The organism is Pseudomonas sp. TH08 (genome assembly GCF_016651275.1).
Lineage (GTDB): Bacteria > Pseudomonadota > Gammaproteobacteria > Pseudomonadales > Pseudomonadaceae > Aquipseudomonas.
In genome coordinates this window covers 559,250-574,769 of the sequence record NZ_JAEKEE010000004.1, presented here as the reverse complement: position 1 = coordinate 574,769, position 15,520 = coordinate 559,250, and the positions used below count along the sequence as shown (strand labels likewise).

The window sequence follows — 15,520 nt, the reverse complement described above, 5'->3', positions numbered from 1 at the left end:
GGTTAGGGTGAGGGGTTCTGGATTCCTGATTTTGGCCCTCACACCAATGTGCGCAACTTCTTGCGCACTCGAATGTGGATAACCATGTGGACACATCTCTCCAGGCCAAGTAATCCGTTCTGTACAGACGAGTGCGCAACTTCTTGCACAGCACTGCGCAAGAAGTTGCGCACTTTTCTTTGTTTATTTTGGTTTAAGCGACGTAGGAATGCGCTAGGTCCAGCTCAAAGCATTGATCCAAAAGGGGTTCGAAATATCTGGCATGAAGTTTGATAGCTCATCGCCACTCTGATGGGCAATGGTGCCTGTCGAGTGAGTCTTTTTGAGCAAGGAGAGCATCCCCATGGCAACACCCGCGTACATGTCCGTCACTGGCGAAAAACAAGGTCTGATCACTGCCGGCGCCTTCACAGCCGACTCGGTTGGCAACACTTACCAGGAAGGTCATGAAGACCAGGTCATGGTTCAGGCATTCACTCACGACGTGATCATCCCGCGTGACCCACAATCCGGTCAGCCAACCGGCCAACGCGTGCACAAGCCAGTGGTGATCACCAAGGTCTACGACAAGGCATCGCCTCTGCTGCAAGCTGCTCTGACTTCGGGCGAGCGCATGAGCGAAATCGTTATCCAGTGGTACCGCACTTCGGCTCAAGGCACCCAAGAGCACTACTACACCACCAAACTGGAAGACGCGATCATCGTCGCCATCAACAACAAAATGCACAACTGCCAGGACCCGTCGAACGCGCACTTCACGCACCTGGAAGAAGTGCAATTCACCTACCGCAAAATCACCTGGACCCACGAAGTATCCGGTACTTCGGGTTCCGATGACTGGCGTGCTCCAGTCGTTTAATTACGGCTGATGGTGTTACCGCCTCGGCCGGTTTCGCCGGTCGAGGCACGTTCACGACTTAAAGAATTTTTCGCCACCGGCCCACCAGAGGCTATGGCGCGTTGCAGCACTGCGCGAGGAACAAGGGATGTTCTCACCGGCCAATCAGCCTCATTTCAATCTGACCGTCGATGGCGTCGACAGCGATTTCCAGGTGCTGTCGTTCACCGGTCGAGAGGCACTCAATACCCCCTTCGAGTTCGAACTGGAACTGGTCAGCGAAAAGGCTTCGATCAACCTCGAAAGCGTGCTGCACAAACTGGCGTTTCTTCAGTTGTCGCCGAGCGGTAGCGGCATTCATGGGCTGGTCTACAGCATCGCCCAGGGCGAGGCGGGCAAGCGGCTGACGCGCTACAAAATCTCCCTGCGCCCACAACTGGCGTACCTGGCGCATCGGGTGAATCAGCGCATCTTCCAGCAGATGACCGTGCAGCAGATCATCAGTCAGGTGCTGGAAGAACACGGCATCCTCGCCAGCGATTATCACTTCCAGCTGAGCGCGATCTATCCCGAGCGCATCTACTGCGTGCAGTACGACGAGTCGGACCTCGATTTCATCCAGCGTCTGTGTGAGGAGGAGGGGATTCACTACCACTTCCAGCACACCGCCAGCGGCCACAAACTGACCTTCGGCGATGACCAGACGGTGTTCCCTAAACTGGCGCCGGTGGCCTATCAGCAGGACTCCGGACTGGTCGCCGACAAACCGGTGGTCAAGCGTTTCGGTCTGCGTCTGGCCACCCGCACCAGCCGCACCACGCGCCGCGATTACGACTTCGTCAAACCGAAGATCGAGCTGGAAAGCGACGCCAAAAGCAGCGCCCAACCGGACCTCGAAGATTACGATTACCCGGGCCGTTTCGTCGACCGCGAGCGTGGCAAGCACCTGGCCAATCGCGCCCTGGAACGCCATCGCAGCGACTATCGTCTGGCCGAAGGCAACAGCGATCAACCGATCCTGGTCAGCGGGCATTTCCTCGCCCTGACCGACCACGCCAATCCGACGTGGAATGACCTCTGGCTGCTCACCGAAATCTTCCACGAAGGCAAGCAGCCGCAGGTGCTGGAAGAGTCGGTGACCAGCGACACCACTGACAACAAGGACGATTTTCACCAGGGCTACCGCAACCGCTTCAGCGCGATCCCGTGGGACGTGCCTTACCGCCCACCGCTTGATCACCCGAAACCAAAAGTCCTCGGCACGCAAAGCGCTGTGGTCTGCGGCCCCGAAGGTGAAGAGATCTACTGCGACCAGTACGGCCGGGTGAAGGTGCAGTTCTTCTGGGACCGTGAAGGCAAGCACGACGACATGACCAGTTGCTGGATGCGCGTGGCGTCGAGCTGGGCCGCGGAAACGTTTGGTTCGATCAATATTCCGCGAGTCGGCATGGAAGTGCTGATCACCTTCCTTGAGGGCGATCCCGATCAGCCTTTGATCACCGGTTGCCTGTACCACGGCGCGAATCTGCCGCCGTACAAACTGCCGGATTTCAAGACCCTGGCCACGGTCAAGAGCAAGGAATACAAGGGCAGCCGCGCCAACGAACTGCGCATCGACGACACCACCAGCGAGATCAGCATCGCGCTGCGCAGTGACCACGGTGCGAGTGCGATCAACCTCGGTTATCTGACCCATCCGCGGCCAAGCGGCGGTCAGCCACGCGGCGAAGGTTTTGAACTGCGCACCGATCGCCACGGTGCCGTACGTGCGGCTGCGGGTTTGTTGATCACCACCGAACCGCGCCCGAACGAATCCAAGCACCACAAGGACCTGCCGGAAACCGCCGAGCGGCTCGCTACCGCGAGCGATCAGCAGGATGGCTTCGCCGTTCAAGCCAAAGAGCTTCAGGCTCAGGAAGCGGGCGATCAGGACGACGTTGCCAAAGCGCTGCACGCCCAGCATCAAGGCGTGCTCGGCAGCGGCCCGGCCAACCTCACCGCCAACGAATTCCCGGAATTCACCGAGCCGCATCTGGTCCTCGCCAGCCCGGCCGGCATCGCTTTGACCACGCCGCGCTCCAGCCACATCGCCACGGGCGAACACCTGGCGCTGAGCAGCACCGGGCACACCAGCCTGTCGATCGGCAAACGCCTGCTCGCCAGTGCCAGCCGGGGCATGCGTCTGTTCGTGCAAAGCATGGGTTGGCGTCTGGTCGCGGCGTCCGGCGACATTGATGTGCGGGCACTCAAGGACAGCATCAACCTGCTGGCCAAACTCAACATCACCGCCAACGCAGACCGCATCACCATCACTGCGAAAACCGAGCTGGTGATTCAGGGCGGCGGCAGCGCGACCACCTACAACGCCGGCGGCATCACCCACGCCACCAGCGGCCCGTACACCGCGCACGCGGCGAATTTCGCCTACACCGGGGCGAAAAGTCTGGCCGGTGTATTCCCGGAACCACCGAAACCGGGCAAGGGCAATCTGGAATTGTTCAACCAGTACGCCGGGCGTCAGGGCATCAAAGAAGGCGATTACGAAGTCATCGACGCACTGGGCAAAAGCATCAAGGGCAAGCTCGACGGCAAAGGTTTCGCCAGCGTCGCGGGCGCCGCACCGGGGCCGGCGCGCGTGCTGTTCGGCAAGGACCCGGCGGACACCTGGAGCGATGGCAGCTACATCGGTAAACCGGAATGGCCGTTGAACCCGCCGGGGGCTGAAGAAGTGCCGAGCCAGGTGCAGGCGATGGTCGCACAGGTCTTGCCGAGCAAGAGCTGGGACATCCTGGAAAAGGGCAAGGACATGGCGCAAACAGGGATGAGTGCGATGCAGACCGCCCAAGGTGCGATGCAAACGGCGCAGCAGGTCAAAGGGGTGGTGCAGGGCGGGGTGGCTGGATTGCCGAAACTGGCGAGCGCTGCGATGCCGAGCGCGTCGGGGATTTTGGGGGCGGCGAGCAAGGCCGGCAAGTTGCCGAGTCTGCCATCGGTATCGTTACCCAAAACCGCGATAAAAACGCCGGACCTTGGCTCGTTCTCCAGTCTGCTGCCAGGTGAGGTGCTGTCATGACCACACCAACTCCCGCTGCCGAGAAAAAGCGCGAACCGCAAGTGGCGGTGGTACCGCTCAATACCATCGACATCAAGGATGTCGGACGTGGTGCGGCAAAATTCGATGCCTGGTTGCAATCCATCAGTGGCGGCGTCGTGACGCTTGATCGAGTCAAGAACGTTGCGGGTGCCTTGCCGGTGGTGGGCAACATCATGGCGTTGGTCGATGCGCTCGGCGACATTGTCACTTTGGCCAAAAGCAAACAGCGTCAGGTACTGGACTGGGTCAGTCTGGGCATTAATCTGATCGGTGTGCTTCCGGCACCGCCGACGATGGCTTCAGCGCGAATGACCTTGCGTCCGACACTGTCTCTGGTCCGTCAGGAGTTGCGCAACAGCGCCAAGATGTTGCTGGGGGACTCGCTGATAGAAGTGCTGATCGGCCACTTGAATGCGACCATCGTTGGTACGATCGATGACTTCGTGGAAAAGGCCAAGCCCAAGCTGGCAAGCATACTTGACGACGCCGGCGAGCTTGGCCAAAAAGCAGTAAACGAGATTGCCAAGGGTCTGGAAACCGTGGTCAACGGCAAGCTCGATGCCAAAGGCGACATGAAAGCCGCGAGCGCCAAAATGAGTGCCGCCGGCGGGCAATTGCTACATGACCCGAAGGCCGCCATCGGCAATATATTTGGCGCTGCGTTTAGCGCCTATAAGGCCGCGGGTAAAGGCGTCGCCAACAGTGCGGCGAAGAATCTGCTGCCGGACAGTGCCAAGGCTTTAGTGCTGAGCAACACCTCCATGCTGCGCACGTTGGGCGTGGAGTTGCGCACGCAAATGAAAAAACTCGGTGATCCCGGCGTCCAGCATTCCATCGGCTGGCTGCTGCAGATGTTGGCGGGCGCCGTGGTCACCTGGCGCAAGCGCCGGGCTCACGGTCAGGGAACATCGGTCAAACCCAATGCGACAAGTCAAGCGCGGCATCAGGCGGGTGAGGGCCGGCTGGAGTCGACTAGCCTTCAGGCGCCCGCCACCGCGCACTGCAACGCCTGTAAGAATGGCGTCGCCGCGACCACCACTCGCAGCATCAGTTTTGCCTTGGGTTCGGAAACGTTCAGTCATACCGATTTCAGCCTGCCTGGCCCATTCCCGATTGAATGGATTCGCACCTATAGCTCCCGACTCGACGCTTACGATCAAAGCGAGCTGGGCGCGCGCTGGGTCACCGAGTTCACCGCGCGTTTCGATTGTGTCGATGAAGGCCTTGCCTACCACGCCGCTGACGGTCGGATTCACGCATACCCGCTCCCCAAACCGGGGAATTTCACCATGACGCCATCGAAGACGTTACCGTCGTTCGCGCGTCTGAAAACCAGATCGTCTTGTGCCGTGGTATCGAACGCCGGGAGACCTACGTGCGGCGAGGTCAGCGATACCTGTTGAGCGGTGTGGTGTTGCGCAACGGCGCGGGGATCATGCTGCATTACGAACACCGGCACGGCGACTTGTCAGTGTTGTCGGACCTGATCACTTATCAGGATGACATCACCAAAGTCCATCGGCATCTGGGCACCATGATCGATGACCAAGGCCGTTTGTCCGGGCTATGGGAAATTTACGATGGTGTGCCGCAGCGTCAGCTTTGCGCCTACCAATATGACGCCAATGGCGATCTTACTCAGGCGCAGGACGAGAACGGCGCGATCAGATCGTACGAGTACCAGTCTCACCTCATTACACGATATGCCGACCGCACCGGTCGCGGCATGAATCTGCAGTGGAACGGCCACGGTGCGGACGCCAAAGCGATTCGCGAGTGGGCGGATGACGGTAGCTTCGATACACGCCTTGAGTGGGACGAAAACATTCGTCTGACCTATGTGATCGATGCGCTTGGCAACGAAACGTGGCACTACTACGACATCCTTGGCTACACGTATCGCGTTCGCCATCCGGACGAGCGTTCAGAGTGGTTCTTCCGTGATGAAGCCAAGAATGTCTTGCGCCACGTTCACCCTGACGGAACCGCGGATCTTTACAGTTACGACGAGCGTGGCAACCGGGTTGAACATATCCGCCCGGATGACTCGGTGGAGCATTACGCCTACGACGATCAAGACCAACTGATCAAGATCATGGACGCGGAAGGCGGAGTCTGGCTGCGTGCCTATGACGATCGCGGCAATCTTGTCGAAGCGGTCGATCCGCTGGGTAACAAGACGGAATACGCCTACAGCCCGTCCGGCCAACCCGTTGCCATCAAGGATGCAATCGGCAACGAAAAAACCCTTGAATACAACGACGCCGATCAACTGATCAAGTACACCGACTGCTCCGGGAAAACCAGTACCTGGGATTACAACGATCGCGGTCAGATGTGCTGCTTTACCGATGCCGCCGGACAAAGCACCGAGTATGACTACCAGGCCGGGCAGTTGGTGCTGATCAAGCATCCGGACCAGACCGAAGAGCGTTTTGAGCGTGATGCCGAAGGGCGCTTGCTGGCCCATGTCGATGCGCTGGAGCGTTGCACAACCTGGCAATACACCGCCGCCGGCCTGATTTCGCAAAGAATGGATGCGGCCGAGCAGACGTTACGATATCGCTGGGATCGCATGGGCCGCTTGCTGACCCTGGAAAACGAGAATGAGCGGGGCGCCCATTTTCGCTATGACCCGATCGGTCGGCTGCTTGAGGAAAGCGGCTTTGACGGGCGCGTGACGCGCTACCGCTATGACCCGGAAACGGGGCGGCTGGCGGACATCATCAACGGCAGTCGACGCATTGGTGTCAGTTTCGACCCGATGGGGCGTCTGATCGAGCGCAGTGCCTATCTGGGGGATCAGTCTCAGAGCGAATCGTACGCGTATGACGGTAACGGCAATTTGACCATGGCCTGTAATGACCAGAGTCGCTTGCAATGGTTCTACGACCCGGCTACCAATCTGGTGCGTGAGCACCAGCATTACCTGGGGCTGGAAACTTCGGCGGTTGCGCTCTGGCAGCATGAATACGATGCCCTCAACCAGCGTATTGCCACGGTTCGCCCGGACGGGCATCGGGTCAGTTGGTTAACCTACGGCAGCGGCCATCTGCTCGGGATGAGGGTGGATGAGCAGGAACTGGTCGGGTACGAACGCGACGACTTGCATCGCGAGGTCGCCCGTCATCAGGGCAACCGGCTGCTGCAAACGCAGAAATGGGACCCGGTCGGACGGTTGCAGGAGCAATTGCTCGTGCGCTCTGATGACAAGTCCACGCTGCTCAAGCGCCAGTACACCTTTGATGCCGTCGGCCAACTGACCGACATCAATGACAGTCGCCGTGGTGCGTTGAGCTACCGATATGACCCTGTCGGCAGACTGCTGGTCGCTGCCAGTCGTCTGGGCACCGAAACCTTTGCCTTTGATCCGGCCGGTAACCTGCTGGACGAACAGGTCAACGAAATACGCCGTCCGCTTGATCAGGACGCTTCGCGCCACAAGGTGCTGGATAACCTGCTGCGCGAATACGCCGGAACGCATTATGAATACGACGAGCGTGGTAACCAGACAGTGCGTTGGCACGATGGCAATCGCGCCTGTTTGCAATGGGACCTTTTCGACCGGTTAGTGCATTTCGAAGATAAACATCTGGCGGTGGATTTCGCCTATGACGCACTGGGAAGGCGTCTGCATAAAAACTCCCGGGCGCATTACACGGCGCGTCCGGAAGCCGGCTCGCAGTGGAACCGTCACGAACAGGCGCGTAAACAGCGCGAGTTCGACTGTGGATTCACGCTTTACGGCTGGGACGGTGACAATCTCGCCTGGGAAAGCAGCCCCGCCGACCTTGAGGGCGGCACCGGGCGCACGGTGCACTATATCTATGAGCCGGGCTCCTTTGTTCCAGTGGCACAGGCCCTTCGACACGCCCCCATCAACCTCATGGAGGTGCCTGAGTATCATGGCGATTACAGCCTGGACGACGATCCGTTGTGGAATCATCAGCCGCGCGTAGAACCCTTCGATGCGGTGCTCTGGTACCAGTGTGATCACTTGGGTACACCGCAGGAGTTGACCGACGAGAGCGGCAATATTGCCTGGAGTGCTCAGTACAAAGCGTGGGGTGTGGCAAGCGAAGAGTACTCGCCATGGGCGCAGCGGCAAGGTGTGCGCAATCCCATTCGTTTTCAAGGGCAGTACCACGATGTTGAAACCGGGCTGCATTACAACCGCTATCGATATTACGATCCGGGCGCTGGACGGTTCATCAGTCAAGATCCGATCGGTTATCTCGGTGGGGTCAATCTCTATTGCTACGCGCCGAACCCGGTGGGATGGACGGACCCTTTCGGGCTCAAGAAACAACCGATACGAGTCGTTAACGGTTGTCCAATCGTCGGCACCGGGCAAAAGACCGGCGGCGTCGGTCATGCCGAACAATCCGAGGCCATTGCCGAGGAGATGGCGAAAAGCGGCCAGTATCAGAAAGTCGGTGTTGATGTCGCCGTTAAAACGGTGACGGGTGTGCCGACAGATCCTCTGACTCGTCCGGACGTGACCGGGCTGCGTCATGACGGTAAGGTGGATATCGTCGAGGTGCCTTCGCCGACTGACCGCTTTGAAAAACTGGACAGTAAAGCGGCTAATACTTTGTCCGCACTGGGCCCTCGAGCCGGTGACTACACAAGAACCAATAGAACGAAGAGACGCTAGATATGAGTCAGCATTACAACTTCTTTGTCGCCCATCTGAAAAAAGAGGCGTTGGTACAACTGTCAGCGGTCAGCCCGTTTCTCAAGGCATGGTTTGCGCAAGCGGGCATGGATATTGATCGCTTTGGCAGCAAATCCGGGAAGGTCGTCAAATTTTCCGAGAAGAACTATGAAAAAACTCTGCAGGCATCCGAGAGCGAAGCGATAGAGTTTTTTTCCGAGCGAATCTGGCCAAAGGATGAATGCGACGAACTGATGAACTGTAATGTCAGTGCAATCTTTTCCCGCAGAAACGGTTTGCTCTTGAGCGTCGCAAACGAGGTCATGAGCCTCGATCAACTGATCGAATCGTTCTGGCGTCTAGAGGGTTTTGCCGAGCTCTTTGAATACCTGTATGCCTACCAGGAAAGCCAGGGGTACGGAACCGGGTTCGGTTTGGGCCATTACACCCCGGACGAGTCGCATCCTTTGATGTGGGAGGGGCGCAGCCAGGTCGGCAAATGGGCAGCGGCCACTCGAAACGCAGTCGATGTTCACTACATCAGGGATGTTTTTGACTACAACGCGTTCAGTGAGGAAAAACTCAATGCCTTGCCAGTGCAAAAGCAAAACGCACTGGAATCGGTGATGGATCGATTCGGTGAGCGCCAACTGCAAAACGGTTGGAATGTCTGGCGCGTGACTGACGCCGATCAGCAAGACGCCAGAAAAGAGCTGATTGCCAGCGATGTGCTTGCCGCCTTCGTTTCTTGATGTTGATGTCGCAATAGCGGCATCCAGCTTGCCCGTCAAAGGAGTGACACCATGAAAGACGCAATTCGCCTCGGCGACTCCACCACCCACGGTGGCAAAGTCCTCGAATCCTTCTCCCGGACCGACCTCAACGGCAAACCCATTGCCGGGCTCGGTCACAAGGTCAGTTGCCCTCTGTGCAAAGGGATATTCCCGATTGCCGAGGGCAGCAGCACCTACACCGTCGACGGTACGCCCATCGCCCTCGACGGCATGAAAACCGCCTGCGGTGCTGCGTTAATTGCAAGCGGCCCGAAAGGGGCAGTGATCAGTTGATCAGTTGACTTCATCTTTGGCCCCATTGCCTCGGTCGAATGCCGAGTATGCGATGCGCCTCACGTTATTTCTGAATTCCAAAGCCTGTTGGCTGGTAAGACGCTCCCATGACGACGAATACCGCTGTCGCAACCAAACGTGAACCCCAAGTTGCCGTTGTTCCTCTGAATCTGATCATGGTCGAAGACGTGGGTCGCAGTGCGGCTCAATTCGATGCCTGGTTGCGAGAGATCAGTGGTGATCTGGTCACCTTGGAGCGCATCAAAACGGTGGCGGGGGCCCTGCCTGTCGTCGGCAACATCATGGCGTTGGTCGATGCGCTGAACGATGTTGTGACGCTTTCGAACAACCCCAAACAAGATCCTCTTAATTGGGTCAGTCTCGGGATCAACTTGATCGGCGTTTTGCCTATGCCGCCGAACATGGCAGCAGCGCGCATGAGCTTGCGACCGACGCTGTTCCTTGTACGCCAGGAAGTCGCCAAGGTCGGAAAGCTGGTCCTGGGCGATGCGTTGATCAACGTCGTGGTCGGTCATTTGAACGCTGACATCGTGGGCGTGATCGATGATTTCGTTAAGCAGGCTCAAGCCAAACTCAAAAACTTGCTCAGTGATGCAGGAGAACTGGGCGAGAAAATTCTCAACGAAATTGCCGTCGGCTTGGAGAGAGTTGTAAACGGACAACTCGACGCCAAAGGTAATTTGAAAGAAGCACAGCAGATGGCAAGCGCTGCCAGTAGGCAGTTGCTCCATGATCCGATGAGCGCAATCAGCAACATTTTTGGCGCTGCGGCGAACGTTTACACAGCGGCCGGCAAAGGCGTCGCCAACAGTGCGGCCGAACATCTCTTGCCAGAGCAAGCGAAGAAGAAGGTTCTTGTTCATACGAAATCGTTGCGCGCCATGGGGCCTGAGTTGCGCACGCAGTTGAACAAGTTGAGTGACCCTGCCGTTCAAAGCTCCATCGGCGCGTTGTTGGTGGTGTTGGCCAGCGCTGTTGCGGCTTGGCGTATGCGCAACGCGCACGGGCAGGGCGGTCACGTAAAACCAGGCACTACCAGTCAGTCCAGACGCATCGCCAGTGACGGCAAGGTGGAAATCAGCCGGGGTGAGTCAAGGCCGAAGTCGCGCCCTAATGACGAAAAAACGAAGTGTGTCCTGCAACCTGTAAGCGCATCAACTTTGCCATGGGTACGGAGACGTTTGATCACTCGGACTTCAGCTTGCCCGGCGCATTTCCCATTGATTGGACACGCACCTATTGCTCAGACCTTGGCGCCTATGATTCGGGCATTTTGGGAGCGCGCTGGATCACATCGTTTACGACTCGCATCGATGAGCACGACGAAGGCCTGATGTTCCACGATGCAGGCGGTCGAAGTCACACCTATCCGCTACCCAAGATCGGCCAATTCCATTACGACGCGATAGAGAACATTACCCTGCTGCACGTTATCGAGGGTCAGTTACTCCTATGCCGTGGTTTCGAGCGCAAGGAGACCTACAGCCGTCATGGGCACAGTTACGTGCTGGTCAGTGTTGAGTTACGCAATGGCGCTGGAATCATGTTGCATTATGAGCACCGTCACGGGGAAATGCCGGTCTTGTCAGATCTGATCACCTATCAGGAACATGACATCACCAAGGTTCACCGCCACATCGGCACTATGGTCGATGCCTATGGCCGACTGACCGGGCTGTGGGAAATTTGTGATGGTGCCCCGCAGCGTCAGCTATGTGCTTACGAATATGACGGGCAGGGTGACCTGGTTCAGGCGCAGGATGAAAATGGCGCCGCTTGGTGGTACCAGTACGAGTATCACCTGATTACTCGCTACACCGACCGAACCGGGCGCGGCATGAACTTGCAATGGCAGGGCACGGGCACTGATGCAAAAGCCGTGCGTGAATGGGCAGATGACGGGAGCTTTGATACTCGCCTGGAATGGGATGAAAACATTCGTCTGACTTATGTCACCGATGCTCATGGCAATGAGACGTGGCACTACTACGACAGCCTGGGATATACCTATCGCATACGCCATGCGGACGGTCTTTCGGAATGGCTGTTCCGTGATGAGGCCAAGAACGTCGTAAGGCATGTTCATCCCGACGGCACGACAGACCGCTTCATCTACGACGAACGCAGTAATCGACTTGAGCATATTCGTGCCGATAACGGCGTGGTGCACTTCGCCTATGACGATCAGGATCAACTGATCAAGATCTTGGATGCAGAAGGTGGACTTTGGCTGAGAGCTTACGACGACGTTGGGAATTTGATTGAAACGGTCGATCCGCTCGGTAACAAAACCGAGTACGCCTATGACAAGAAAGGTTTGCCGATTGCGATCAAGGACGCTAATGGCAATGAGAAAACGCTTGAGTACAACGATGCCGGACAGTTGCTCAAATATGTCGATTGCTCCGGCAAGACCACTGCATGGGAGTATGACGATCGGGGCCTGATGATCTGTGCAACCGATGCCGCCGGGCAGAGCACCGAGTATGAATACAAGTCTGGACACGTGGCGCTGATCAAGCACCCCGACAAAACGGAAGAGCGTTTTGAACACGATGCGGAAGGTCGGCTGTTGGCGCATGTCGATGGATTGGATCGTTGTACGAACTGGAGCTATACGGCGGCGGGTTTCATCTCTGAACGGGTGGATGCTGCCGAACAGACTTTGCGTTATCGCTGGGATCGCTTGGGACGCTTGCAAGCGTTAGAAAATCAGAATGAGCGCTCGGCACAATTTCTCTATGATCCTGTTGGACGTTTGTTGACTGAGACAGGGTTTGACGGTCGCCTGACTCGGTATCAATACGACATAGCTACCGGGCGCTTGTCGAAGATCGCGATCGGTGAGCGAGTTGTAACGCTTGCTTACGACGAAATGGGGCGTGTGACGGAGCGTCTCGCCACCCTTGGTGATGAGTCTCAGGCGGAACATTACGCTTATGACGGCCGGGGTAAGATGATCCTTGCGAGCAACGCCGACAGTCGTGTGCAGTGGTTCCATGATGCCGCTGGCAATATGGTGCGAGAGCATCAGCATTATCTTGGATTGGAAAAACCACTTGTTGCTGTCTGGCAACATGAATACGACGTGCTCAATCAGCGCGTCGCTACGATTCGCCCTGACGGGCATCGTGTCAGTTGGTTGACCTATGGCAGCGGCCATCTCTTGGCATTGCGTCTTAACGAGCATGAGTTGCTTGGATACGAGCGCGATGACATGCACCGCGAGGTGGCTCGGCATCAAGGCAATCGTTTAGTACAGACTCAGAAATGGGACCCGATTGGGCGGTTGCAGGATCAAGTGCTGGGGCGCAGTGATGACAAGTCGGTTGTGCTCAAGCGTGAATACACTTACGACGCAGCAGGACAACTGAACGAAATCAACGATACGCGTCGTGGTCAGCTGTCGTACCGTTATGATCCGGTCAACAGGTTGCTCAGCGCAGTCAGTCGTTTGGGTGTCGAGACGTTCGACTTTGACCCAGCGGGTAACTTGCTGGATGAGAAGACAGCTGAGCATCGGCGGGCACTCGAGCTGACCCCGGCACGCAGCAAGCTGCTCGATAACCTGCTGCATGAGTACGCCGGCGCTCACTACGAATACGACGAGCGTGGTAATCAGATAAAGCGCTGGCGGGATGGTGCTTCCAGTCAAATGCGTTGGGACCTGCTTGATCGGTTGGTGCATTTTGATGACGGCATACTATCGGTGGAATATGCCTACGATGCACTTGGGCGGCGACTCCTGAAAAACTCCAAGGTGCATTACAAGAAGCGACCGGAAGCAGGCTCACTGTGGAACAGCGCTGAGCAGTCACGTTTGCAGCGAGAGCATGGGTGTGGTTTCACATTGTACGGCTGGGATGGCGATAACCTGGCTTGGGAAAGTCGTGCTGCCCAGCAGGATGGCGAGACGGGGCGCACAATTCACTATGTGTTTGAGCCGGGTACGTTCATTCCGGTTGCTCAGGCCATATCGAATCATTCCATCAATCTGGTGGGGCTACCCAGCTATGGCGACGACTACAGCCTGGAGGAGGATCCGCTTTGGAATCACTCAGCGGTGTCGCCATCCATTGATGTATTGACGTGGTATCAGTGCGACCATCTTGGCACGCCTCAAGAACTGACCGATCAAAACGGTGACCTCGTATGGCGTGCTCAGTACAAGGCTTGGGGAGATATCACAGAGGAGTGGTCGGGATGGGCGAGGCAGCAGGGGATTGCTAACCCTATTCGATTCCAAGGGCAGTACCATGATCATGAAACGGGGCTGCATTACAATCGGCATCGATATTATGATCCATGCGTAGGTCGCTTTATCAGTCAAGACCCAATCAGCTATGCGGGTGGACTGAATCTTTATTTTTATGGGGCTAACCCCGTCCTGCTCATCGACCCTTTAGGTCTCGCAGGTCATAAAATAGGTGCGAATACTGCTGGGCAAGACGTGACGAATCGAGGTGTTCACGTAAATGTAAGCGGGGATGGTTTGCCGCGAGCCGGTGGGCACATCGCCCTCATACCGAATGCTCAAGGAACCCATGTGGTACTTGAACCATCCGACAAGGCAACGCGAGCAATGCCCAACTCTCAATGGGGTAAGGCGTGTGAGTGTGTTTTAAGATACCTCGATAAACCGATGAATGTGGATCGGCTTGCGAAATCCGCACAGGCGGGCATTGATGCAGATCCAAACTCTTCGCGTGTGCCTCAACTGAAACAGGTGGGTACCATTCTAAGTGAGCACCATGCCGCGGGTACGAACCCGGTAGCGCGTAAATAAGGGAATATATGATTTCTACTGATTTTCATCAGCTTGTTGAGTTGTTCATAGAGGGGGCGGGTAACCTTCAGCCAGGTATTTTTGGGTTGAACGGCTTTTCCGAGTCGGATTTCATAAACGCCGATTTTGAACTGATCGGCGATCCGATTGGTTTTCATTCTTTCGAGAAAGCATACGAAGTTCCTTATTTCCGTAGAAAAATAACGGTTGTCTTCAAGCAGTATTTTTTGCGAGCGAGAGTTTGGGGGGCGGTCTTGGTATTGCAGGTGGGGTAAGGCTGACATCGCTTTTAAGAAAGCAGCCATTTGCTACGTCAACGGGGCAGGTCGATACGAATCGTATGGAGTTCTTTTTCTTCGAAGATAAAAGTGATGGGGCACTGATTTTTGACGAAAAAATCGTAATAAGATTTGACCAGTGGTCCAAGCGTAATTCTTATGTTGTTTCAACAGTAGAATGTGATTTTGATAATGCGCAGTTCAATGACATAGCGAAGAAAGCGGTTCGCGAAACGTTTGAACCGTCCACTTACGATTCGATGATCAGAGATGCAAAGCAACGAGGCTGCTCACGTGCGTTTAACCGTTTGCTTGCAAAGCTTTAACTCGAACGCGTGGTGTTTGTTGAAGCGCAGGCCTGCGTACTGAATGCCGCAGGGCAAATAAAAGTCGGGCTAGCGGAGCAGTACCATCATGCCTAGCCAATCGCCAAACTAGCAGCCGGTCGATCAAAAAATGAGCGAAGGATTTACGACTGACACGCGGCTTAAACAAGATTCTGCAAACACGTTTAACTTTCACGAACTGTTACGCCATAAAGGCTACAAATCCTTGTGCCTTTGCCTACGCATACGCCAGAATCCGCCGGCTTGTGCGCTTACCCCTCGGGCTCTATCGTTGACCTGCCACTGCCCATCAGTGGTCGGGTTTAGTAGCTCGGATAGAATTAGTAAGCGCACGAGTCCCATTCAGTCAGGTAAGTCTTTTCCTGCACTTGATGGTGGTTGTGCGCAGGGCGCTCTCGGGCGCGCCGGTTTTGCTAATTCCACCGGTCTACT

At 56.4% G+C, this 15,520-nt stretch carries 7 protein-coding genes and 1 pseudogene; all 8 read left to right on the top strand.

Features of this window, described 5'->3' with window-relative positions; all coding sequences use genetic code 11:
* Positions 1 to 343 precede the first annotated feature (343 nt).
* Positions 344 to 859, top strand: a complete 516-nt coding sequence (locus JFT91_RS19655) for an Hcp family type VI secretion system effector (protein ID WP_007958075.1) — start codon at positions 344 to 346, stop codon at positions 857 to 859.
* A gap of 127 nt (positions 860 to 986) precedes the next feature.
* Complete coding sequence (locus JFT91_RS19650; protein WP_201233562.1) at positions 987 to 3,911, top strand: type VI secretion system Vgr family protein; 2,925 nt, start codon at positions 987 to 989, stop codon at positions 3,909 to 3,911.
* A pseudogene (locus JFT91_RS30280) lies at positions 3,908 to 8,241 on the top strand (RHS repeat-associated core domain-containing protein); the annotation flags it as partial. The gene JFT91_RS19650 and the pseudogene JFT91_RS30280, both read left to right, overlap by 4 nt.
* A 455-nt stretch (positions 8,242 to 8,696) precedes the next feature.
* On the top strand, positions 8,697 to 9,341 hold the full coding sequence (locus JFT91_RS19640) for a hypothetical protein (RefSeq protein ID WP_201233561.1): 645 nt from the start codon (positions 8,697 to 8,699) through the stop codon (positions 9,339 to 9,341).
* Positions 9,342 to 9,392: 51 nt separating this feature from the next.
* Positions 9,393 to 9,656 carry a PAAR domain-containing protein gene (locus JFT91_RS19635; protein ID WP_201233560.1) on the top strand — a complete coding sequence of 88 codons (264 nt, stop codon included), beginning with the start codon at positions 9,393 to 9,395 and terminating at the stop codon, positions 9,654 to 9,656.
* A 1,222-nt stretch (positions 9,657 to 10,878) separates the two neighbouring features.
* Positions 10,879 to 14,463, top strand: a complete 3,585-nt coding sequence (locus tag JFT91_RS19630) for an RHS repeat-associated core domain-containing protein (protein ID WP_277953331.1) — start codon at positions 10,879 to 10,881, stop codon at positions 14,461 to 14,463.
* An 8-nt stretch (positions 14,464 to 14,471) separates the two neighbouring features.
* Entirely contained in the window at positions 14,472 to 14,738 is a 267-nt protein-coding gene (locus JFT91_RS19625; RefSeq protein WP_201233558.1) for a hypothetical protein, read from the top strand.
* Positions 14,739 to 14,803: 65 nt separating this feature from the next.
* Entirely contained in the window at positions 14,804 to 15,067 is a 264-nt protein-coding gene (locus tag JFT91_RS19620; protein ID WP_201233557.1) for a hypothetical protein, read from the top strand.
* The last annotated feature ends 453 nt before the right edge of the window (positions 15,068 to 15,520 follow it).